23 protein-coding genes are annotated in these 21728 nt (G+C 41.6%); 21 read left to right on the forward strand and 2 right to left on the reverse strand.

What is annotated here, in order from left to right; translation table 11 throughout:
* Nucleotides 1-48: 48 nt before the first annotated feature.
* Nucleotides 49-1857, forward strand: coding sequence for a glutamine--fructose-6-phosphate transaminase (isomerizing) (glmS, locus tag P5Y91_RS06750; protein WP_277839180.1), 1809 nt, complete (start codon nt 49-51; stop codon nt 1855-1857).
* 58 nt (nt 1858-1915) lie between these two features.
* Here glmS and P5Y91_RS06755 read toward each other — a convergent pair whose 3' ends face one another.
* Nucleotides 1916-2773: a 5'-nucleotidase, lipoprotein e(P4) family gene (locus P5Y91_RS06755; protein ID WP_070448942.1), complete on the reverse strand. Its 858-nt coding sequence runs from the start codon at nt 2771-2773 to the stop codon at nt 1916-1918.
* Between the two features lie 427 nt (nt 2774-3200).
* On the opposite strand from P5Y91_RS06755, the gene P5Y91_RS06760 reads away from it, so the two are divergent.
* The 19 genes from P5Y91_RS06760 to P5Y91_RS06850 all read left to right on the forward strand — a co-directional run bounded on the left by P5Y91_RS06760 (nt 3201) and on the right by P5Y91_RS06850 (nt 20349).
* Nucleotides 3201-4211, forward strand: a complete 1011-nt coding sequence (locus P5Y91_RS06760; protein WP_374955848.1) for a uroporphyrinogen decarboxylase family protein — start codon at nt 3201-3203, stop codon at nt 4209-4211.
* Between the two features lie 17 nt (nt 4212-4228).
* Nucleotides 4229-4429: a hypothetical protein gene (locus tag P5Y91_RS06765; RefSeq protein WP_021154358.1), complete on the forward strand. Its 201-nt coding sequence runs from the start codon at nt 4229-4231 to the stop codon at nt 4427-4429.
* 98 nt (nt 4430-4527) lie between these two features.
* Nucleotides 4528-5529 carry a uroporphyrinogen decarboxylase family protein gene (locus tag P5Y91_RS06770; protein ID WP_003016091.1) on the forward strand — a complete coding sequence of 334 codons (1002 nt, stop codon included), beginning with the start codon at nt 4528-4530 and terminating at the stop codon, nt 5527-5529.
* Between the two features lie 27 nt (nt 5530-5556).
* On the forward strand, nt 5557-6435 hold the full coding sequence (locus P5Y91_RS06775; protein WP_118397293.1) for a transporter substrate-binding domain-containing protein: 879 nt from the start codon (nt 5557-5559) through the stop codon (nt 6433-6435).
* Between the two features lie 66 nt (nt 6436-6501).
* A complete protein-coding gene (locus tag P5Y91_RS06780) occupies nt 6502-7194 on the forward strand; it encodes an amino acid ABC transporter permease (protein ID WP_049491022.1) in 693 nt (230 codons plus the stop codon).
* A gap of 3 nt (nt 7195-7197) precedes the next feature.
* The gene (locus tag P5Y91_RS06785) at nt 7198-7884 is read left to right on the forward strand and encodes an amino acid ABC transporter permease (protein ID WP_049491021.1); all 687 of its coding nucleotides are present in this window, start codon (nt 7198-7200) and stop codon (nt 7882-7884) included.
* A gap of 19 nt (nt 7885-7903) precedes the next feature.
* Nucleotides 7904-8668: an amino acid ABC transporter ATP-binding protein gene (locus P5Y91_RS06790; protein ID WP_003016067.1), complete on the forward strand. Its 765-nt coding sequence runs from the start codon at nt 7904-7906 to the stop codon at nt 8666-8668.
* 107 nt (nt 8669-8775) lie between these two features.
* Nucleotides 8776-9174, forward strand: a complete 399-nt coding sequence (locus tag P5Y91_RS06795; protein WP_049491020.1) for a DUF1310 family protein — start codon at nt 8776-8778, stop codon at nt 9172-9174.
* A 186-nt stretch (nt 9175-9360) separates the two neighbouring features.
* Complete coding sequence (locus P5Y91_RS06800) at nt 9361-9744, forward strand: DUF1310 family protein (RefSeq protein ID WP_118095936.1); 384 nt, start codon at nt 9361-9363, stop codon at nt 9742-9744.
* The gene (locus tag P5Y91_RS06805) at nt 9744-11351 is read left to right on the forward strand and encodes a lipase family protein (RefSeq protein ID WP_118397296.1); all 1608 of its coding nucleotides are present in this window, start codon (nt 9744-9746) and stop codon (nt 11349-11351) included. The genes P5Y91_RS06800 and P5Y91_RS06805 overlap by 1 nt, the downstream gene beginning before the upstream one ends.
* The gene (locus tag P5Y91_RS06810) at nt 11330-11710 is read left to right on the forward strand and encodes a type III secretion protein (RefSeq protein WP_118397299.1); all 381 of its coding nucleotides are present in this window, start codon (nt 11330-11332) and stop codon (nt 11708-11710) included. The genes P5Y91_RS06805 and P5Y91_RS06810 overlap by 22 nt, the downstream gene beginning before the upstream one ends.
* An 18-nt stretch (nt 11711-11728) precedes the next feature.
* Nucleotides 11729-12028, forward strand: a complete 300-nt coding sequence (locus P5Y91_RS06815) for a hypothetical protein (RefSeq protein ID WP_254733036.1) — start codon at nt 11729-11731, stop codon at nt 12026-12028.
* A 358-nt stretch (nt 12029-12386) separates the two neighbouring features.
* Nucleotides 12387-14516 (forward strand): AAA family ATPase, encoded by a 2130-nt coding sequence (locus P5Y91_RS06820; RefSeq protein WP_277839181.1) that lies wholly within the window; start codon nt 12387-12389, stop codon nt 14514-14516.
* Between the two features lie 225 nt (nt 14517-14741).
* Entirely contained in the window at nt 14742-14987 is a 246-nt protein-coding gene (locus tag P5Y91_RS06825; protein ID WP_003009969.1) for a hypothetical protein, read from the forward strand.
* A 156-nt stretch (nt 14988-15143) separates the two neighbouring features.
* Nucleotides 15144-15470 carry a preprotein translocase subunit YajC gene (gene yajC, locus P5Y91_RS06830; RefSeq protein WP_277839182.1) on the forward strand — a complete coding sequence of 109 codons (327 nt, stop codon included), beginning with the start codon at nt 15144-15146 and terminating at the stop codon, nt 15468-15470.
* Between the two features lie 154 nt (nt 15471-15624).
* Nucleotides 15625-16374 (forward strand): undecaprenyl pyrophosphate synthase, encoded by a 750-nt coding sequence (uppS, locus tag P5Y91_RS06835; protein ID WP_003009971.1) that lies wholly within the window; start codon nt 15625-15627, stop codon nt 16372-16374.
* 9 nt (nt 16375-16383) lie between these two features.
* A complete protein-coding gene (locus tag P5Y91_RS06840; RefSeq protein WP_214259367.1) occupies nt 16384-17187 on the forward strand; it encodes a phosphatidate cytidylyltransferase in 804 nt (267 codons plus the stop codon).
* A gap of 36 nt (nt 17188-17223) precedes the next feature.
* Complete coding sequence (gene rseP, locus P5Y91_RS06845; RefSeq protein WP_070590414.1) at nt 17224-18483, forward strand: RIP metalloprotease RseP; 1260 nt, start codon at nt 17224-17226, stop codon at nt 18481-18483.
* Nucleotides 18484-18498: 15 nt separating this feature from the next.
* Nucleotides 18499-20349 carry a proline--tRNA ligase gene (locus P5Y91_RS06850; protein ID WP_003009975.1) on the forward strand — a complete coding sequence of 617 codons (1851 nt, stop codon included), beginning with the start codon at nt 18499-18501 and terminating at the stop codon, nt 20347-20349.
* Nucleotides 20350-20403: 54 nt separating this feature from the next.
* On the opposite strand, the gene P5Y91_RS06855 is transcribed toward P5Y91_RS06850, so the two are convergent.
* Nucleotides 20404-20955 carry a hypothetical protein gene (locus P5Y91_RS06855; RefSeq protein WP_277839183.1) on the reverse strand — a complete coding sequence of 184 codons (552 nt, stop codon included), beginning with the start codon at nt 20953-20955 and terminating at the stop codon, nt 20404-20406.
* Nucleotides 20956-21432: 477 nt separating this feature from the next.
* Between P5Y91_RS06855 and P5Y91_RS06860 the strand changes: the two genes are divergently transcribed.
* Nucleotides 21433-21720, forward strand: coding sequence for a WXG100 family type VII secretion target (locus tag P5Y91_RS06860; RefSeq protein WP_031576577.1), 288 nt, complete (start codon nt 21433-21435; stop codon nt 21718-21720).
* Nucleotides 21721-21728: the final 8 nt, after the last annotated feature.

The raw sequence follows: 21728 nt of genomic DNA on the forward strand, positions 1-21728 counted from the left end.
TTTGACTAAGTAAAGGGGAAAGTATAGCAAGGCTATATCGTAAAAACTATGTGCGGAATCGTTGGTGTTGTAGGAAATACAAATGCTACTGATATTTTGATTCAAGGACTTGAAAAACTCGAATACCGAGGCTATGACTCTGCGGGTGTTTTTCTGGCTAGTGAAGGCAAGAGCCAATTGGTAAAGGCAGTTGGCCGTATTGCAGAATTGTCATCTAAGGCAGAAGGTGTCGAAGGGACAGCTGGGATTGGACATACCCGTTGGGCCACTCATGGAAAACCAACTGAGGACAATGCTCACCCACACCGCTCTGAAACAGGTCGCTTTGTTTTGGTCCACAACGGGGTCATTGAAAACTATCTTGAAATCAAGGAAGAATACCTAGCAGGTCACCATTTCAAGGGGCAAACAGATACAGAAATCGCTGCCCACTTGATCGGAAAATTTGCTGAAGAAGATGGCTTGTCTACGCTCGAAGCCTTCAAAAAAGCCCTCCACATCATCCGTGGGGCCTATGCTTTTGCTTTCATGGATGCGGAAGATCCAAGCACCATCTATGTGGCAAAAAATAAATCACCACTCCTGATCGGTCTTGGTGATGGCTACAATATGGTCTGTTCTGATGCCATGGCCATGATTCGTGAAACTAACCAATATATGGAAATCCATGACCAAGAGTTGGTCATTGTCAAGGCTGACAGCGTTGAAGTGCAAGACTATGATGGCAACGTCAAAGAACGGGATAGCTACACGGCTGAACTCGACCTTTCTGATATTGGAAAAGGGACTTACCCATACTACATGCTCAAGGAAATCGATGAGCAACCAACTGTCATGCGTAAGTTGATCCAAGCCTATACAGATGAATCTGGACAAGTAGTGGTAGATCCAGCTATTATCAAGGCTGTTCAAGAAGCAGATCGAATCTATATCCTTGCGGCTGGTACCTCTTACCATGCTGGATTTGCGTCTAAAAAAATGTTGGAAGAGTTGACAGATACTCCAGTAGAACTCGGTATTTCATCTGAGTGGGGCTATGGTATGCCACTTCTCAGCAAGAAACCACTCTTCATCTTTATCAGCCAATCTGGTGAAACAGCCGATAGCCGCCAAGTATTGGTCAAAGCTAATGAAATGGGCATTCCAAGCTTGACAGTGACCAATGTCCCAGGTTCAACTCTTTCACGTGAAGCAGACATGACTATGTTGCTCCATGCTGGTCCTGAAATTGCGGTAGCTTCTACTAAGGCTTATACGGCTCAAATCGCAGCCCTTGCCTTTCTGGCTAAAGCTGTTGGGGAAGCCAATGGCAATGAGAAGGCCAAAGCCTTTGATTTGGTGCACGAATTGTCTATCGTTGCCCAATCGATCGAATCAACCCTTTCAGAAAAAGAAGTCATCGATGAAAAAGTTCGTGGCTTGTTGGAAACAACCCGCAATGCTTTCTATATCGGACGTGGTCAAGATTACTATGTTGCCATGGAAGCCAGTTTGAAACTAAAAGAAATTTCTTACATCCAATGTGAAGGCTTTGCAGCGGGTGAGTTGAAACACGGGACCATCGCTCTGATCGAAGAGGGTACACCGGTCATCGCCCTCTTGTCAGATCCAGTCCTAGCCAGCCACACACGTGGAAACATCCAAGAAGTGGCAGCACGTGGGGCTCATGTTTTAACCATTGCAGAAGAAAATGTCGCTAAAGAGACAGATGATTTGGTCTTGACAGCGGTTCACCCTTACCTCTCTCCAATCTCAATGGTGGTGCCAACCCAATTGATTGCCTACTTTGCAGCCCTTCATCGTGGGCTCGATGTTGATAAACCACGAAACCTTGCTAAGTCTGTAACCGTTGAATAAAATTATCTATATAGAAAAAAACATCCTCGTTAGGTTTTTCCTAGCGAGGATGTTTGCTTTATTTGTCAAAACCTTGCAAGGCTTTGAGGCGTTCTTCTGTTTGTCCCTTGGCATCTAGTTTTTTACCTTGGTAAACAGCAGATTCCCATGATCCATACATTGGATTTGGGAAGATGATGAATTTTTCACCAAATTCTTTTTGCAATTCGTCCAATTTCTTGTCGCGATCAGCTTCAGAGGTCTTGGAAAAATCTGCAAAGTCAACCAGGTTGTCCCCGAAGAGCAAGACAAGATTGGTCTTTTCTTGTACAGCTTGGCGACGGCCTTCTTTTGATTTGACGCCATCTTCTAAGAACATGAGGTGGTCACGTCCTTGAACAGGAATGCCTTCTTTTTCAAGGTTCTTGATGGTATCATCTACTTGAGAGGTTGTACGGTCAGAAATGTAGTAGATTTGAACCCCGTTTTGATCCGCATATTGAAGAAAATCTTTGGCACCTGGCACCGCTTTTGCGGCTGCTTTTTTCACCCAAACATCCCAATCTTTAGGATTGAAGGCCGTACCATCTTTGACGTTTTGAACTTGGTAAGGGCTGTTGTCTAAAACAGTTTCGTCCAAATCCAAGACGATGGAATAAGGCTTATCAGAAGGAGTTTGGAGGATCTCTTTCAAACGGTCAGTAGCGACATTGTAGCCTTGTAAATACAAAGCCTTGGTTTCTGCTGCCTTTTGGTACCAAAGGACAGACATGGTATTTTCTTGTGAGCGCTGTTGATCATAGGTCATCGTCACCTGATTTTTAGTGCTACTTGCTTTTGTCTCTTGCGTTTTGTTGGTGTTGCTTCCACAACTCGTCAGTAAAATGACAGAAGCAAGAGCAGAAACGATGGTAAAGGTGGTTTTTGTTGTTTTCATAAACCGTACACTCCTTAAAATTATTCTATAAAAATTATACTCCTTTCAATCTTGCCTGACAAGAAAGAGGAGAAGGGGATTCAGGAAATTGTGGAATGAATAGGAAGAAAGAAATGTTGATATGAAGGGCTTTTTCACCTCAAAAGATGCCATTTTTCATCTTAAAAGAAGGGGTATAGTTTTATATTATAACCGGATCAAGAAAAGATCAAAGCAGCCTTTTTCTTCTAAAATGAAAGAATAGAAAAAGATACTCGCAAGTCCCTATTTTCAAGGGCTTGCGTTTTTTTGATGACTTTCTCAATAAAGAAATTTTAAGGCCTTGATAGGGAAAATATATTAGTCAGCTACTTTTCGAGGTGATATCATGGTTACAAATTCAAGAAGGGAAGCAGTTAGCCTTTCTGTTGGAGAAATATTGAGGAGGATGTACAGTATGAGTAAAAAAGAATTGGTTCTTCGTGCCATTCGAGGCGAAACAGTAGAGCGAATTCCTGTAGGATTTTGGCTCCATTATGTGACCCAAGAAGAAAAAGAATTGGGTCTAGATAATCCGGCTGTAGTAGCAAAAAGTATTAAGGGCCACCAACACTATGTAGAAGAAATTTCACCTGATTTTGTCAAGATCATGAGCGATGGCTTCTTCCGCTATCCGAGTGCACTTTATTCGAGAGAGATCAGATCGATCCGAGAATTGAAGGATATTCAACCGATTGGGGAGCATCATCCTTGGATTGAAAAACAAATCGAAGTGGTCAAGGAGATTCGTTCCCATTTCCATGAAGAAATTGCTTCTTTCTACAATATCTTCTCGCCCATTTCTTATTTGAAACGCTGGTTCCGTACGGATCAATCCCGTGGAGACCAAGTGATTGCAGACTTTATCAAGGAAGATCCAGAAACTTTAGCTCATGTCCTTGACGTGATTGCAGGAGATATCGCTACTTTAAGTCGCCGCTTGATCCAAGAAGCAGGTGTTGAAGGGATTTACTTCTCAACCCAGCAGGTCCAAGATGAGCGTGTAACCCAAGAAGAATACCGCAAGTTCATTGAGCCTAGTAGCATCGCTGTCCTAGAAGCAGCCAATGAAGCTGGAGGCATCAATATCCTTCATATCTGTGGTTTTGAAGGGGCCAGCAATGAAGTGGAGCTCTTCAAGGATTATCCAGCTCAAGTCATTAACTGGGCGACCCATCATGAAGGCCTTAGCCTAGCTGCAGGTCGTAAACTTTTCGGTGATCGTGCCGTTTTGGGTGGCTTTGTCAATGGCAAGAAAGGTTTGCTCTACCAAGGGGAACGAGAAGCTATTGAGCAAGAAACTCGTCGCTTGGTGGCAGAAGCCGGAAGTCGTGGTTTGATCCTTGGAGCAGACTGTACCGTGCCAGATGATTTCCAATTGGAACGCTTAGACTGGGTGCGTCAGGCGGCAGTATTGTAAGAAGAAAGGAGAGGGAGATGAAAAAGATCAATGTATGGTGTATCCTGGTAACCGTTTTGTTTTTGCTTCTAGGGCTCAGTAAAGTAGCTCTAGCAAGCAGTCAGGGGAAAGCAAAAAAAGATCCAGATATGGCAAGACTGGAGAAGATTCCAGCTCATAGTTTCTCCCTCATCCGCCCATCTGACCTAGCAGGAATTCTACTCCTTGAAGATCAGTGATAAAAAAAGATGAAGAGCTTGATAAAAAATATATATTAGTCAAAGTATCATTGAAGTGATAAGATAACAAACAAGAAAAGATAGAACGAGGTAAGGACATGTCAGCAAAAAGAGAATTAGTCTTAAAAGCTTTTAAAGGAGAAGCAGTTGATCGTGTGCCAGTTGGATTTTGGCATCATTTTACAACAGAAGAAGAATGGTTGAAAGGATTTTCTAATCCGGAAATTATTGAAAAAAACCTGAATGGCCATAAAAACTTCCTTCACAAGGTCAAACCAGACTTTGTCAAACTCATGAGTGATGGTTACTTTGCTTATCCAAATCCAGCCATTCACAAAGGCCTTGAAAATATCTCTGACTTAGCAGGGATTGAACCACTCGGAGCAGATCATCCATGGATCACAGAGCAAGTAGAGCTCGTTAAAAAAATCCGTGCCGGTTTTGAAGAAGACATTGTGGCTATCTACAATATCTTTGCTCCGGTGACCTACTTCAAATGGTTGGTCGGAGAAGTTTCAGGAGGAGATGACTTGATCGCCAACTTTATCGATCAAGATGCAGCAACTCTTAAAAAAGTATTGGATACAATTGGCCAAGATATTGCAAGTTTGAGCCAACGAATCATCAAAGAAGCAGGAGCAGACGGGATCTACCTCAGTGTTCAAAGTATCCAAGATGCGCGGGTTACACAAGAAGTTTATAAAAACATTATTGCACCGAGTGAACTCCATGTCTTAGAGGCAGCCAATGAAGCCGGTGGCGTAAATATTCTTCATATCTGTGGCTACGAAGGAGCTCGCAATGATATCCATCTCTTCACAGACTATCCAGCCCAAGTCATTAACTGGGCAGTTGGACCAGAAGGAATCAGCCTAGCAGAAGGACGCGAAATCTTCGGTGGACGCACGGTTCTTGGTGGTTTTGAAAATGGCAAAAATGGTCTTCTTTACACAGGAGATAAGGCTGCGATCCAAGCAGAAACCAAACGCATCATCGCAGAAACAGGAACGACAGGCTTGGTCATCGGTGCCGATTGTACGATTCCAAGTGACATTGATGAAGAACGAATCGAATGGGTTCGTGAAGCTGCAGCAGAATAAGGAAAATAGAAAGAGGGAGAACAGAGTATGAGTAAAAAAACATGGATTATCGGTGGGGTGGCAGTTCTTGCCATTGCAGGTGCAACCATTCTTGGACGGAGCTTGAACCATGCAAACGACAGCAAAGATTCAACAGGATCGAACAAGGTAACAACCTTGAAAGTAGCCCACACTCAAAACTATGTACCGTATGATTTCGTTGATGAAAAAGGAGAATCAGATGGCTATGAAGTAGCCGTTCTCAAAGCCATTGACGAAAAACTACCAGACTACAAGTTTGAGTACACTGGAACAAGTGATGACGATCTCTTGATCGGTCTAGAATCTGGTAAATACGATATCGGAACCAAAGGAGCTTGGTATACCGAAGAACGTGCCAAGAAATTCATCATTCCAAAAGAACCAATTGGGGCAAGTATCATCGGATTTACCGTACGGAAAGAAGATGCGGATAAATACAAGAACATCGATGACTTCGCTAAAGAAAAAGGAAAATTGGTTCCAATTTCACCACAAAATGCGCAGTGGAATGTTATTAAAGAATACAATGAAAAGCATAAGGACCAACAAATCGAATTAACAGCTGCGGAATCTTTCAAAGTCGCAGATGCTTATGCTTGGGTTCTTGAAGGACGTTACGATGCCTTCTTTGACATCAAACTTTCCTTTGAAAAAGCTGTCACAGATAAAGATGGTTCTTACCACCAATATGCGGACAAACTTAGCTGGTTTGCCTACAAAGGAATTCCAACTTACCCATTGATCCATAAGGATAAGAAAAACGAAAAATTTGCGGAAGCATACAGCAAGGCTATCAAAGAATTGGAAAAAGATGGCACACTTGCTAAATTGTCGAAAAAATATTTCGGTGAAGATGTCTTCAGTTATGTAGATAAAGAGAAATAAGATGGAACTGGGTGCGCATAGCCCCAGCTTCCTTATTTCTATACGGATACAGAAAGGAAAAGAAACATGGTCTCATACGACATTTCCAAGGTTTGGTCATTTCTTCCAACCTTGGTCCAAGCTCTACCAGCGACCCTAGCTTTGATGGTTTTAACGACGGTTTTCGGTTCTGCATTTGGCTTGGTTTTGACCTGGGCACAAGTATCAGAAGATAAGGTAGGAGCAGGTCTTGCAAAAGGTTATGTCTTTACTTTGCGTTGTACCCCTCCGATTGTCTTGCTCTTTTTGGTCTTTTATGGACTCCCCCAATTTTTGAACTGGTGGTTGGGCATTGACATTGACCACTGGTCCAAGTTTGTCTTTGTCCTTGTTGCCATGTTTCTTCTCTTTGCCGCTATGATCTCTGAGGTCTTCAAGGCAGCCTATTTGGCCATTCCAAAAGGACAGATGGAAGCAGGCTTGAGTATCGGCTTGACGCCAGCTCAAACCATTTGGCGGATTGTCCTTCCCCAAGCCTTTCGCGTAGCTCTTCCAAATATGACGACTGCCATCTTGAACCTTATGCGCGATGCCGCTTTGGCTTATACCATTGGCTTTATCGATATCATGGGAGCAGGCAACAACTTGATCAGCCGCAATCTTGGGAATTATTCCCTCGAAACGTATACAGCTGTAGCAGTGATCTACTGGGGAATTGCCCTTGTGATCTCCTTCTCCGCTCAACTCCTTGAGAAACGACTCAGTGTAACAGAAAGGTAGCTTATGGATTTCAATTTTATTAGTAAAGCATTTCTAGCCACCTTGGGTGGTGTTCCAGTGACCCTTCTGATCATGGTCGTATCGATTCTCTTGAGTTTTCTTCCAGCCCTCTTTTTGGCACTCGGTCAGATTTATAAGGTCAAAGGTGTTCGCAGTTTCTCAGTGATTTACTTAGCCTTTATCCGCGCGACACCTCCGATTCTCTTGATTCTCTTCTTTTATAGTCTCTTTCCCAGCCTCTTAAATAGCTTTTTTAAGAGTATTGGTAGTCACTTTAATGTCTTTGAGATCAATCCCATTTACTATGCCTTTATCATCTTTAGCTTGATGACAACAGGGAGTCTTGCTGAAATTCTCCGGTCAGCCATTCTGACGGTGGATAAGGGCCAGCTAGAAGCAGCGCAAGCCATTGGTTTGACCAATCGCCAAGCCTATATCCGCATTGTTTTTCCACAAGCCTTGCGTTCAGCCCTGCCCAATTTGTGTAACTTGGTTATCAACTTGGTCAAAGGAACCTCCCTTGTCTTTGTCATGACGATCAAGGATATCACCGCCATTGCCAAGGTCGAAGCCTCTTATGGCTATCAATATTTTGAATCCTATCTAGTGATTTTTATTCTTTATATTGTCATTTGTGGGGTGATTCAGTGGGGATTCAATCGCTTAGAAAAACGCCTGACACTCGCATAGAAGAAGGAGAAATAAGAAGATGTTAGAAGTAGAACACGTATCGAAAAAATTTAAGGACCACCAGGTCCTGGTAGATGTTAATCTCAAGGTCAACCAAGGGGATGTCGTCGTTATTTTGGGGCCGTCTGGATCAGGAAAAACAACCTTCCTTCGCTGCCTCAACCACTTGGAAAAGGCAGATACAGGCCACCTAACCTTAGGTGGAAAAGAATATGACCTCTCAAAACTCAGCAAAAAAGAGATTCTAGAAATCCGGCAAAAGACAGCCTTTGTCTTCCAGCATTACAATCTCTTTGCCAACAAAACAGCGCTTGAAAATATCTTAGAAGGTCTGGTTGTGGCTCGGAAGATTCCAAAAGAAGAAGCTATCCAACGGGCAGAATCAGCCCTTGAAAAAGTTGGTCTCCTCGCTTACAAGGATTACTATCCTTCTCAATTGTCAGGTGGCCAGCAGCAACGGATCGGGATTGCGCGTGCCATCGCAGTGAAACCAGACGTGATCTTGCTAGACGAGCCGACTTCGGCGTTAGACCCAGAGTTGGTCGGTGACGTCTTAGATGTCATGAAGCAGTTGGCCCAAGAAGGAGTGACCATGGTTGTGGTGACGCATGAAATGGGCTTTGCGCGTGATGTGGCTAATCATGTCATCTTTATGGATGGCGGACACATCATCGAAGAAAACGAACCACATGAATTCTTCAACAGTCCAAAAGAAGAACGAACCAAACAATTCCTTTCACGGATTTTATCCGATGCCACTTATAGCGTCGAATATATGATTTAACAGGAGACACACCCAGTAAGGGTGTGTTTTTTAGGTTCTGGAAAAAATTTTTAAGAATTGGGTCATTTTTTAAAAATCATTACGAATAATATAAGTGAGAGGGAAATATGACTGATAAAAAACAACGATTTGTACTACTATTCTTACTGACTTTGTTTCTAGGAGGTTGCAGTCTTTTTACGGATAAAGCTGCTGAGAGAAGGGAAATGATTCAGATTGCAGAAAGCACGAAAATGGAGCGAGCGATAAAACACTTGTTAATCAGTATCGATCCTAAAGCTTTCTCTTCAGAAGGAGTCATTCACTCCTATACCCTGATAAAAGGTGAATTGGAATACAATCCAATGGGAGGCATGAATGTATCTCTCGTTATCAATGGCGATAAAAAGTTAACGATCGATACGACTGTTCAAATGGAAGATTCAGGACAGTTCGAAGCAGGTAGTTATGGTATTTCAGCAAAATTAAGTGATCTGTTAAGTAAAGCAGAAAAGACTGGGAAATAAACTCATTCAGGTAAATACCCCTAATATAGGAAAATAGAAACATTTCTGAATCAAAGTTGGTATGTTACATCAATAGCTAGTGCTTGTAACGATTTAGCAACATTTTTTAACAAAAGTAACATTTCAGACGTTGATGGAATTTTGTATAATAAATTTTAAGAAAACTAGAGAAAGAAATGGGAAGAAATGAAAAAAAGTAAATTAATTGTGTTGATAATGGTAGTATTTAGCCTGAGCTTAGGAGGATGTAGCTTTTTTAATGGACAATCTGCCAAGAAACAAGAAATGATTCAAATCGCAGAGAGTAAGAAAGCAAAAGATGTGATTGAAAATTTATTAAGGCAAGAAGATCCAAACGCATTTACAGATAAAGGAGTTATAAAAAGTTACAAGATAAATGAAAATTCATTGAAGTATAATCCAATGGGAGGATTAATAATAAAAGTTATAATCAATGATGATAATAACCTAACAATCACAACAACTTTAACAGAGGAATCAGATGGCAAATTTGAACAAAATGGTTATGTCATCTCAGGAGAATTATCAGATGAATTAAGAGGTAAATAATGGCTTTTGATAAATCATTTTCAGATGAAATAAAGAAAGAAATTGCGTATAAAGAGTATGAGATAGAAAGCTATAATCAAGATGTACGGTTGAAAACTGGAGAATACATTGGCAATGTCGCTCACATATATGATAATGTAAATGATAATGAGGAGCAGGTTTTCGTTCTTACTAACAATGGTCAAGGCGAAAAACAAAAAGCAGTCCCCTATACTGCTTCAGACGATGCGCGTGCCCAAATCCATGACGTGACAGTCTTGATGAAGGGATCTGAAACTGAAACAAGTACACAAAAATTACTCCATGATACATTTACGGATTGGGTAAAGACAGATTTGCCTGCTGCTTCTAACATTCTTGGTCCCAATGGAGCGGCGAATTATGCGACAGATTATGCGAAAAGATTCACCAGAGATAAGATTAAGGAGAATTTGAAAAAAAGGGATGAAACTGCCGATTATAATATTTCGGAACTTATTAGTTATCCGTTTAGTTTACTCGATAAAAATGTTGGAAATAATGTAAAAAGCTTTGTCAAGAGTATTAGAAGTAATCCAATAACAAATGCTTATCGTGAGGCGAAAGCAAATCTATATGGTATGGGAACGGATATTCTAATTGATAGTCAAGCAAAGTTTCCAGTATTTATTGGGGCTACCATTTTAAAAGAGTACAACAAAGATAGAGGTACTTTCCCGCCTCCGCAATTTAAAGATGCTGCAGCTCATTTGAAAGAGGTGATCCGAAAATACCCCAATGCCAAGATCGATCTATACGGTCACTCTCTGGGGTCTATGAATATTCAGTATGCGCTTGCCTGTTTGACGGAAGAGGAAGCTTCTCATATTGGGACTGTCCATCTATACAATGGTCCTAATGCCTATTCCATCTTAACACCCGAGCAAAAAGCGCGTATAGATTCGCTGAAGTACAAAATCTACAATCACATTGACCATAAAGATTTGGTTAGCTTGGGTTATCAGGATTCTGGAAGCAAGGAATCCAGTGGGATTGTTAAGCACCTCAAAACGAAGAATCTGAAAGATATAGGCCGACAGCATATGATGCATGGTTATATCTATGATAAGGATGGGAATTTGGTTCTTGAAAAGGGAACGGAAGCCATCACTCGCAAGGAAATCATTGAAGAGAGGATGAAGGTTTACTATCGCCTAAAGGATAAATTACAAAAAACAGGTGGTGGACTGAGTTCAAGTGAACGGATCTATCTGGATGCTTTGCAGGCGCGCTTGGCTTCTGATGAGCTGATTCGAGTAGTGGATGAAGGGCTGGAGCAAGCTCAGAAATCTAAGGCACAACTGGATACAGATTTAGAAGCTTTGGAGAAAGTATTACATACCGTTCCGAAAGGCTTCATTCTCAATCTTGCGGAAGTAGAAGAGGCCTATGCACAGGCTGGTGCAACAAAGCAAACAATTGTCACTGAAGTAAGAGAAAAGTTTGACAATCGTTTGGCTGCATATCAGTCCTTATCGAATGAATTCCATGCTTTAAACGAGCAAGTGAATGCAGGAATTGAACTCTTAAAAACAAAAGATCAAGAAATAGCAGGAGAAATGAACCAGTGGGAACAACTAGCTTATTAATTTCATCTACTCTTTCAAAAAAGGAAAAGAAACTAGATCACTTGGAAAGAGAGTTCCAAAAAGCGCGCTTGGAGTTAGATGAAAAGCGTTGCTTAGTGGAAAGAAAACAGCAGCTCTTCACCCAGATGCTGGAAGAAGAGTTTGCGATGGCAGCTTCCTTCTTACAAGAGCAGGAAGTTGATGTCAGTTGTGGATGGGAGTCCCTCCATCGCTGTATCGAAGAGTATGATCTCGAAGCTAGAGAAGCTGCACAAGTAGCCTTAAAACAGATCGAAATCGAGGAAGAGAATTTATGGCAATCCTACCGGAAAGATAGACGCCAACTGGAAGAGGAGTTTGCACAAGATAAAGTTTCATAGTATAGAAGAGGAGGAAGTATGGGTGATAGTCCAGTTAAAGATTTTTTTGATTTAGATATGAAAGATAAGATGAGGATCATCGAAAGTCGCAAGAAACTTGAAAAAGAATTAATACGGGTTGTCTATGCGCCCGTTTTATTGGCCTGCAAGGCAGGAGTTGCGAAACGTTACAATGAGGAATTGACTGCGATTACAACAGTAGCCGAAGAAGACGTCCAGGTAGTTGGAAAACAACTGGATCAGTCCATGGTGGGTCAATTTGCTAAAAACGTACAGACGGCTATTCAAGAAAAAGCTGGGAAATTTAAATCTATCTAGCCAAGGACTTCTATTTAAATGTGGAATCTGGAGTGACATCCAGATTTTTTTAAAAAATTTTTAAAAATTATGTAAAAAAGCGTTGACAAAGAAATTCGTTTGCGTTATAATAATTTATGTAAACAAAAAGAGGTTGGGAAAACCTACTGGTTTACAATATCAATAGTGGAAAGGAGATGGTGATATGCTATTTCCAGAATTAAGACAACTAATTGATAAAAGGAAAAATAGAAACTGTTAGCCTGTAGGGCTATTATTAAATAAATGAATTAAAATTATGTAAACAATCAAACAGCAGCCAATTGGTCTGCTAATTTTCAAGAATGAATTAAAATTATGTAAATTAGAGGTATACAATATGAATAACAACTTTAACAATATGGATGATCTTTTCAATCAACTAATGGGAAACATGGGTGGTTTTCGTTCTGAAAGCCGTCGCTACATGATCAACGGTCGTGAAGTGACACCTGAAGAATTCGCTATTTACCGCCAAACTGGTCAACTTCCAAATGAAGGAAGCGAGCAAGTGCAACACCATCAAGGTAAAGGAATGAAACAAGATGGGATCCTTGCAAAACTTGGTCGCAACTTGACCGAAGAAGCTCGTGAAGGAAAATTGGATCCGGTCATCGGACGTAATAAAGAAATTCAAGAAACTGCTGAAATCTTGTCTCGTCGTACCAAGAACAACCCTGTCCTTGTAGGTGATGCCGGTGTTGGTAAAACAGCAGTTGTAGAAGGTTTGGCACAAGCTATTGTGAACGGGGATGTTCCAGCTGCTATCAAGAATAAAGAAATCATCTCGATTGATATTTCTGGTCTAGAAGCTGGTACGCAATACCGTGGTAGCTTTGAAGAAAATATTCAAAATCTGATCCAAGAAGTCAAGGCTATGGGAAATGTCATTCTCTTCTTTGATGAAATCCATCAAATTCTTGGTGCAGGTAGCACAGGTGATGGTCAAGGATCTAAAGGTCTTGCGGATATCATCAAACCTGCTCTTTCACGTGGGGAATTGACAGTCATTGGGGCAACGACTCAAGATGAATACCGTAACACTATCTTGAAGAATGCGGCTCTTGCTCGTCGTTTCAACGAAGTGAAAGTCAATGCTCCATCAGCTGAAGATACTTTCAAGATCCTCCAAGGGATCCGTGATCTTTATGAAAAACACCACAATGTCATCTTGCCAGATGAAGTTTTGAAAGCAGCGGTTGATTATTCGATCCAATACATTCCACAACGTAGCTTGCCTGATAAGGCCATTGACTTGGTCGATGTGACAGCTGCTCACTTGGCAGCCCAACATCCAGTAACAGATGTCCATGCTGTGGAACATGAAATTGAAGAAGAAAAAACCAAACAAGAAGAAGCTGCGGCTAAAGAAGATTACGAAGCAGCTTTGAAAGCAAAAGTTCGAATCGAAGAACTTGAAAAGAAAATTGAAAACCATACGGAAGACCATAAAGTAACAGCAACAATCAACGATGTGGCTGAATCAGTAGAACGGATGACGGGTATTCCAGTGTCTCAAATGGGTGCAACTGATATTGAACGTTTGAAAGATATGGGTCACCGTTTGCAAACTAAGGTTATCGGTCAAGATAAAGCCGTTGAAGCAGTGGCACGTGCTATCCGTCGGAACCGTGCAGGATTTGACGAAGGGAACCGTCCAATCGGTAGCTTCCTCTTTGTAGGTCCTACTGGTGTTGGTAAAACTGAGTTGGCTAAACAATTGGCTCTTGATATGTTCGGAACCAAAGATGCTATCATCCGTTTGGATATGTCAGAATACAGCGACCGCACAGCCGTTTCTAAATTGATTGGTACAACAGCTGGTTATGTTGGTTACGATGATAACAGCAATACCTTGACAGAACGTGTTCGCCGTAACCCTTACTCTATCGTCCTTCTTGACGAAATTGAAAAGGCGGATCCTCAAGTCATCACCCTTCTCCTTCAAGTTTTGGATGATGGTCGTTTGACAGATGGTCAAGGAAACACGGTCAACTTCAAGAACACTGTGATTATCGCCACTTCAAACGCTGGATTTGGTTACGAAGCTAACTTGACAGAAGATGCGGATAAACCAGAACTCATGGATCGTTTGAAACATTACTTCCGTCCAGAATTCTTGAACCGTTTCAACGCTGTCATTGAATTCTCACACTTGAGCAAGGAAGATCTTTCTAAGATTGTTGATTTGATGTTGGTAGATGTCAATAAGACCCTTTCTAAGAAAGAAATCGACTTGGCAGTGAGCGATGCAGCCAAAGAATATATGACTGAAGAAGGTTATGATGAAGTCATGGGTGTTCGTCCACTCCGTCGGGTAGTTGAACAACAAATCCGTGACAAAGTCACAGACTTCCACTTGGATAACTTGGATGCCAAACATCTCGAAGCAGACATGGAAGATGGTGTCCTTGTGATTAGAGAAAAAGACACAAAGAAGGAAGAAAACGCTGATAAACAAGCAGATTAAGGCGAATTAGTTTGTGAAAAATAGAGACTGCTATCATATAGCAGTCTTTATTTTTTCTTCCCACCTGGGGGAAATTATTCGCCGTATAAGGCCAAAATCCTCCTATTTGAGCTAAAAAAACATCAATAATTAGTGAAATTAATCCAATTTGAGCAAAATTATTAATAAATAAAGAAAATAAGTATATAATCTATACAAGAATAAAATTTGAGGAATGGAAGTAAGATGAGCAATACAATTGATATCTACTCAACTCCCGAATACAGAAAAGTGGAAGCCGTTGTTCAACTGATGGTTGACGGTCGCTTGACGAGCTATCGTGTCGCAACTGAAACAAACATCAGCAAAATGAGCTTGGCGACTTTGACGAAGGGAACGAGTAAAATCAAAAATATTACCTATCAAACGGCTTTGGCCTTGATTGATTGGTATGATGAGAATCATGAAAAGTATGGCATTACGATTGACTAGTCAGTAGCCCACTTTTCGTGGTTTTTTTCTTTTTCATCAAAACTTGCCTCCTCTATGAGACTGGACTCTGATTTTGCTTGAAGAGGATGGGAAAACTTGAAAAGACGGGCGAAATTTGATATAGTATAGCATATATGAAAATTAAAGGAGAAACATATGCAAGGCGGAAGTTTGCTAATTATGCTCGTTCTTATGGTCGGTTTGATGTACTTTATGAGCCGTAGCCAAAAGAAACAGTATCAAAAACGGATGGAAAGTTTGAATAAACTTCAAAAAGGAAATGAAGTCATCACGATTGGTGGCTTGTACGGAACCATCGATGAAGTCGACACAGACCGCAAGACCGTTGTCTTGGATGTTGATGGTGTCTACCTGACCTTTGAATTGGGAGCGATCAAAACAGTTCTTCCTGTATCAGAAGGAATCTCAGCCACTGCTACAGAAGGTGCTAACTCAGATGCCGATTCAGCCATCGAAGAATAATCATCAAAGAAGAGGCAAAGGCCTCTTTTTTGGTGGGCAAATAGGACGATGTGATGAAGGAAAGCCCTGCTGGTTCAAAAAAGAGGCCAGAATCCCTATTTTATGGGGATTTATGGTATAATGAAGCGATAAATATTGAAATAGGTAGAAAAACATGTTTCGTTTTAAGAAAAAAGAAAAAATCGAGATACCTTTAGAAGTCCCGAAACACATTGGGATCATTATGGATGGCAATGGTCGCTGGGCGAAAAAGCGGATGCAACCGCGCGTCTTCGGTCATAAGGCAGGGATGGAAGCTCTCCAAGAAGTGACGATTGCAGCAAAAAATATGGGGGTTCAGGTCCTGACTGTCTATGCCTTTTCTACGGAAAACTGGACACGCCCTGAAGATGAAGTCAAGTTCATCATGCACTTGCCGGTCGAGTTTTATGATCGTTTTGTCCCCGAATTGCATCGCAACAATGTCAAGATTCAAATGATCGGTGATACCAAGAAATTACCAAAAGAAACGCTGGAGGCTTTGGAAAGAGCAGAAGCGATGACCCATCTCAATACAGGCTTGATCCTGAATTTCGCGCTCAATTATGGTGGACGTGCTGAGATCACCCAGGCCGTGAAGCAGATCGCCCAAGAAGTCTTGGATGCGAAGTTCAGTCCAGAAGATATCACAGAAGAGATGATCGCAGATTCTCTCTATACCGAGAGTTTGCCACGCGTCCTAAGGGATCCGGATTTGATTATTCGTACCAGCGGAGAGATCCGTTTGAGTAATTTCCTTCCTTGGCAGGCTGCTTATAGTGAGTTGTATTTCACAGATGTGATGTGGCCAGATTTTGGAGAGGAAGCACTACGAAGTGCCATAGTAGAATATAGCCATCGCCATCGGAGATTTGGTGGTGTTTAGGAGAAGATGATGACGAAAGATTTACAAAAACGTGTGATTTTTGGAGGAATTGCCCTGCTCTTTTTCATTCCAACAGTAATGGTTGGAGGGGTGTTCTTCCAGATTGTGATTGGCTTGATCGCCATGCTTGGGGTTCATGAATTGCTCAAGATGAAGGGGCTTGAGACAGCGACCTTTGAAGGAGCACTAGCCATGTTAGCGGCCTTTGTCCTGACTTTGCCGATCGAGGACTATCTCCCTTACCTTCCAGCAGATGCCAATATGATTGCCTATGGTCTGGTTGTCTTGATTCTCATGGGGACAACTGTTCTTGCTCAGAATTACAATTATGAAGATGTGGTCTATCCCATTGCCTCCAGCTTTTATGTTGGACTTGGTTTCCATTCCTTAGTAGATGCGCGAATCGCTGGTATTGATAAGGTCTTATTGGCCCTCTTTATTGTCTGGGCTACGGATTCAGGTGCTTATCTGGTAGGAAGTCGGTTTGGGAAACGCAAGCTCATGCCTGCGATTTCTCCTAATAAAACGATTGAAGGCAGTCTTGGGGGAATCTTGTCTGCAGTTGCGGTAACTGTGATCTATATGATCGTGGATCGCTCTGTGGCAGGTGGACATGGTTTTCTTGCGATGATCTTCTTTACCATCCTCTTTAGTATTGCAGGTCAGTTTGGAGATCTGGTAGAGAGCGCGATTAAACGCCATTTCGGTGTGAAAGATTCTGGGAAATTTATTCCGGGACATGGTGGTGTTCTAGACCGCTTTGATAGTTTGATTTTTGTCTTTCCCTTGATGCATTTCTTGGGCTTGTTCTAAGACAGAAGAGATAGAAAGGAAACCACGTATAGAACGATGCAATTTATTGCCTTTATTGTTATTTTTGGAGTGATCGTTCTCGTTCACGAGTTTGGTCATTTCTATTTTGCAAAAAAATCGGGCATCCTAGTGCGAGAATTCTCGATCGGGATGGGGCCAAAGATCTTTGCCCATATTGGTCAAGATGGAACAGCTTATACCATTCGCATTTTACCTTTAGGTGGTTATGTTCGTATGGCTGGCTGGGGTGAGGACACAACTGAGATTAAAACTGGAACGCCTGTCAGCTTGACGCTAAATGAGGCTGGTAAGGTCGTCCGGATCAATCTTTCAGGAAAGAATCTGGATCAGACAGCCCTTCCCATGAATGTTACCCAGTTTGACTTTGAAGATAAATTAGAAATCACGGGCTTGGTTCTCGATGAGACCAAGACTTATGATGTCGATCATGATGCGACCATTGTTGAGGAAGATGGGACAGAAGTGCGGATTGCGCCGAGAGATGTTCAGTATCAGAATGCCAGCATTTGGGGACGGTTGATCACCAACTTTGCGGGTCCTATGAACAACTTTATCCTCAGTATTGTCGTCTACTCACTTCTAGCCTTTATGCGTGGTGGTGCGATTGACTACTACAGCAACAATGTTCAGGTGGCACCCGATGGGGCGCTGGCTAAGGTCGGTGTCAAAAGCACTGTTCAGATCCTTCAAGTCAACAACGATACCGTTAGCAACTGGGATGAGCTGACAGATGCTGTCGAGAAGGCAACCAAAGACAGCAAGACGGCTCCTGAATTGACCCTGAAAGTCAAAACAGACGGCCAAGAAAAAGAAGTCAAAGTGAAGCCAACCAAGTCAGGGAATCGTTACTATTTGGGTGTGACAAATGGCCTCAAGACAGGATTTGTAGATAAACTCTTGTCTGGTTTTACAGATACCTGGAATACAGCGACACGGATTTTGGGAGCTTTGAAAGATATCATTTTCCACTTTAGTCTCAATAAACTGGGTGGTCCGGTTGCCATCTACAATGCCAGCTCACAAGCTGCTCAATTAGGAATTCCAGCAGTCTTGTCTCTTATGGCCATGCTCTCTATTAATATTGGGATCTTCAATCTAATCCCGATTCCCGCTTTGGATGGTGGGAAAATCTTGATCAATTTGATCGAGGTCGTCCGGAGAAAGCCACTGAAACAAGAAGTAGAAACCTATATGACGCTTGCAGGTGTAGCTGTAATGGTTATTTTGATGATTGCTGTCACCTGGAATGATATTATGAAATTATTTTTGAAATAGAAAAGGATATTGTCCATGAAACAAAGTAAAATGTTGATTCCAACGCTTCGCGAAATGCCAAGCGATGCCCAAGTCATTAGCCATGCTTTGATGTTGCGTGCAGGTTATGTTCGCCAAGTATCAGCTGGTGTCTATTCTTATCTGCCCTTAGCAAATCGAGTAATTGAAAAAGCAAAAGGCATCATGCGCCAAGAATTCGAAAAAATTGGAGCAGTTGAAATGCTTGCTCCAGCCCTTTTGAGTGCGGATCTCTGGCGTGAATCTGGTCGTTACGAAACTTACGGGGAAGACCTCTATAAGTTGAAAAACCGTGAAGGCTCTGACTTTATCTTAGGTCCAACTCACGAAGAAACCTTTACCGCTATTGTGCGCGACTCAGTAAAATCTTACAAACAATTGCCGTTGAATCTCTACCAAATTCAACCAAAATACCGCGATGAAAAACGCCCACGGAACGGTCTTCTGCGGACCCGTGAGTTCATCATGAAAGACGGTTATAGCTTCCATGCTAACTACGATAGCTTGGATGTCACTTATGATGAATACAAGGCAGCTTATGAGCGGATCTTCACCCGCAGTGGCATCGACTACAAAGCCATCATCGGTGATGGTGGTGCCATGGGCGGAAAAGATAGCCAAGAGTTTATGGCTGTTACACCTGCTCGTACAGACTTGGATCGTTGGGTTGTTTTAGATAAATCGGTTGCTTCCTTTGATGAAATTCCAGCAGAAGTCCAAGAAGAAATCAAAGCAGAATTGCTCAAATGGATGGTCTCTGGTGAAGATACCATTGCCTATTCAAGTGAATCCACCTATGCTGCGAATTTGGAAATGGCTACTAACGAATACAAGCCAAGTAACCGTGTCGTAGCGGAAGAAGAAGTGAAGCGCGTGGAAACACCAGGTGTCAAATCGATTGATGAAGTAGCTGCATTCTTGAATGTTCCAGAAGAAGCTACTATCAAGACTTTGGTTTACATTGCAGATGGTGAGCCTGTTGTTGCCCTTCTTGTAGGTAATGATCAGCTCAATGAAGTGAAGTTGAAAAACCATCTCGGCGCAGATTTCTTTGAACCTGCAACCGAAGTGGAAGTGAAAGAATTATTGGGAGCTGATTTTGGCTCTCTCGGTCCAGTAGATCTTCCTGAAAATGTTAAGATTATCGCAGACCGCAAGGTCCAAGACAGCCGCAATGCAGTAGTCGGTGCCAATGAAACAGGCTACCACTTGACTGGTGTCAACCCAGGACGTGACTTTACTGCAGAATACGTCGATATCCGTGAAGTTCGTGAAGGCGAGATCTCACCAGATGGGAAAGGGGTCTTGAACTTTGCACGTGGGATCGAAATCGGTCACATTTTCAAACTCGGCACACGCTACTCCGCTAGCATGGGAGCAGATGTCTTGGACGAAAACGGTCGTGCGGTTCCAATCATCATGGGTTGCTACGGAATCGGTGTCAGCCGTCTTCTTTCAGCCGTTATGGAGCAACATGCACGCCTCTTTGTCAATAAGACTCCAAAAGGGGAATACCGTTACGCTTGGGGAATTAACTTCCCTAAAGAATTGGCGCCATTTGATGTGCATTTGATTCCAGTCAATGTCAAGGATGAAGCGAGTCTTGCTTTGACCGATCGGATCGAAGAAGCCTTGGTGAATAAAGGCTACGAAGTCTTAGTGGATGACCGAAATGAACGCGCTGGTGTCAAATTCAGCGATAGTGATTTGATTGGGCTTCCAATCCGCGTAACAGTTGGTAAGAAAGCAGCTGAAGGCATCGTTGAAGTGAAAATCAAAGCGACAGGAGATACCATCGAAGTTCATGCAGACAATCTCCTTGAAACCCTTTCAATCTTGAACAAATAAGAAAAAGCTTTCTGAGCTCTCACCAGTGTGGTGATGAAACTCAGGAAGCTCTTTTTATTTTTCTTCTTTGAGGCCTTGATCTTTGAAATAGGTAAAGAGATCTTGAGGTTTGCCATTGAGGTATTTCTTGAACTCAGCTGTTTCTTCCTCCCCTTGATCCCCGTAGATGGAAGCAAACTCATTTTTCTTGATTTTTGAGAAGTCAGCTTGTAAGACCTTGGCATAGGATTGTTTATCTTTCGAAATTTGAATGCGGAAGTTAAGACCAGGCTTGCCATTTAAGCTTTTATAGATATCGCTATGTTCTAATTCTTCTTGGTAGATTTCCTTTAACTCGGAAAGATCCATGTCTTGCAAATCTGAGGAAATGGGTTCAAAACTAAGAAAAGTAAAAGAGACAATTTCATCTTTTTTGTAGCCGATTTGAATTTTGTTTTGATGATGATCACCGAGGTCACTAACAAAGGTCTTGGTTTGGACTTGCTCCTTTTTGTTTTGAGTGGCCTCTTGTTTGGAAGAAGCGGCAGTAGTTCCTTTGCCTTGTTGGCCTTGGCTACAAGCGGTAAGAGCTAGTAGACAGACAGAGGCAAGTAGAAATTTTTTCATATATACTCCTTATAGGTTAATGGTGTTCGATCTTGTATGAAACAAGTTTTGAACAGGTTTCATTATACCATAAAAGTTTTAAAAATGAAAAAATATACAAAAATCTTCGAAATTTGCTTTTAAAAACACCTAAAATCAACAATTTTTATCTATGTGTTGAGTTAATATAAAAGGACAGAGTGTCTTCTTTTCTTTCCGGAAATAATACTAGTTGGAGACTACTGGGGCAAGGAATTCAGAAAATATATTACAGGTTTATGACAAAGTATTACACGATTGTAACAAAGTTACAATGTTTTATCAGTTAGCCCTCTAAACTTGACATTCTGGCAATATTTCATTAAGATATTTTTAAGTAAATAATACAAGAAGGGAGCAAAAGGTAAAATATACAGTTATCTGGCATTTTACTAATTCGTACTAAAATGTATTGTTTATGAAAAAAATATAAGGGTATCAGCCCAAAAGGAGAAACATATGGCTCAAATTAAATTAACTCCAGAAGAACTACGTCAATCAGCACAACGCTATGCACAAGGTTCTCAAGAAATCGATCAAATCCTTAACACTTTGACTCATGAACAACAAGTCATCGATGCAAACTGGGATGGATCTGCATTTGATAGCTTTGAAGCACAATTCAACGAATTATCTCCAAAAATCAAACAATTCGCTCAATTGTTGGAAGACATCAACGCTCAATTGATCAAAGTTGCTGATATCGTTGAACAAACTGACCAAGATATCGCTGCACAAATCCACTAAGATAGTCT

The sequence above is a fragment of the Streptococcus taoyuanensis genome, assembly GCF_029589235.1.
In the GTDB taxonomy this organism is placed as follows: Bacteria; Bacillota; Bacilli; order Lactobacillales; family Streptococcaceae; genus Streptococcus; species Streptococcus taoyuanensis.

Bases quoted from the DNA above. Each gene is read 5' to 3' on its own strand.
- yajC (WP_277839182.1), top strand. From the start codon at position 15,144: ATGCAAGGCGGAAGTTTGCTAATTATGCTCGTTCTTATGGTCGGTTTG.
- P5Y91_RS06855 (WP_277839183.1), bottom strand. From the start codon at position 20,955: ATGAAAAAATTTCTACTTGCCTCTGTCTGTCTACTAGCTCTTACCGCT.
- P5Y91_RS06840 (WP_214259367.1), top strand. From the start codon at position 16,384: ATGACGAAAGATTTACAAAAACGTGTGATTTTTGGAGGAATTGCCCTG.
- P5Y91_RS06805 (WP_118397296.1), top strand. From the start codon at position 9,744: ATGGCTTTTGATAAATCATTTTCAGATGAAATAAAGAAAGAAATTGCG.
- P5Y91_RS06765 (WP_021154358.1), top strand. From the start codon at position 4,229: ATGAAAAAGATCAATGTATGGTGTATCCTGGTAACCGTTTTGTTTTTG.
- P5Y91_RS06770 (WP_003016091.1), top strand. From the start codon at position 4,528: ATGTCAGCAAAAAGAGAATTAGTCTTAAAAGCTTTTAAAGGAGAAGCA.
- P5Y91_RS06780 (WP_049491022.1), top strand. From the start codon at position 6,502: ATGGTCTCATACGACATTTCCAAGGTTTGGTCATTTCTTCCAACCTTG.
- P5Y91_RS06795 (WP_049491020.1), top strand. From the start codon at position 8,776: ATGACTGATAAAAAACAACGATTTGTACTACTATTCTTACTGACTTTG.
- P5Y91_RS06775 (WP_118397293.1), top strand. From the start codon at position 5,557: ATGAGTAAAAAAACATGGATTATCGGTGGGGTGGCAGTTCTTGCCATT.
- P5Y91_RS06825 (WP_003009969.1), top strand. From the start codon at position 14,742: ATGAGCAATACAATTGATATCTACTCAACTCCCGAATACAGAAAAGTG.
- glmS (WP_277839180.1), top strand. From the start codon at position 49: ATGTGCGGAATCGTTGGTGTTGTAGGAAATACAAATGCTACTGATATT.
- P5Y91_RS06790 (WP_003016067.1), top strand. From the start codon at position 7,904: ATGTTAGAAGTAGAACACGTATCGAAAAAATTTAAGGACCACCAGGTC.
- P5Y91_RS06820 (WP_277839181.1), top strand. From the start codon at position 12,387: ATGAATAACAACTTTAACAATATGGATGATCTTTTCAATCAACTAATG.
- rseP (WP_070590414.1), top strand. From the start codon at position 17,224: ATGCAATTTATTGCCTTTATTGTTATTTTTGGAGTGATCGTTCTCGTT.
- P5Y91_RS06850 (WP_003009975.1), top strand. From the start codon at position 18,499: ATGAAACAAAGTAAAATGTTGATTCCAACGCTTCGCGAAATGCCAAGC.
- P5Y91_RS06785 (WP_049491021.1), top strand. From the start codon at position 7,198: ATGGATTTCAATTTTATTAGTAAAGCATTTCTAGCCACCTTGGGTGGT.
- P5Y91_RS06815 (WP_254733036.1), top strand. From the start codon at position 11,729: ATGGGTGATAGTCCAGTTAAAGATTTTTTTGATTTAGATATGAAAGAT.
- P5Y91_RS06860 (WP_031576577.1), top strand. From the start codon at position 21,433: ATGGCTCAAATTAAATTAACTCCAGAAGAACTACGTCAATCAGCACAA.
- P5Y91_RS06800 (WP_118095936.1), top strand. From the start codon at position 9,361: ATGAAAAAAAGTAAATTAATTGTGTTGATAATGGTAGTATTTAGCCTG.
- P5Y91_RS06755 (WP_070448942.1), bottom strand. From the start codon at position 2,773: ATGAAAACAACAAAAACCACCTTTACCATCGTTTCTGCTCTTGCTTCT.
- P5Y91_RS06760 (WP_374955848.1), top strand. From the start codon at position 3,201: ATGTACAGTATGAGTAAAAAAGAATTGGTTCTTCGTGCCATTCGAGGC.
- uppS (WP_003009971.1), top strand. From the start codon at position 15,625: ATGTTTCGTTTTAAGAAAAAAGAAAAAATCGAGATACCTTTAGAAGTC.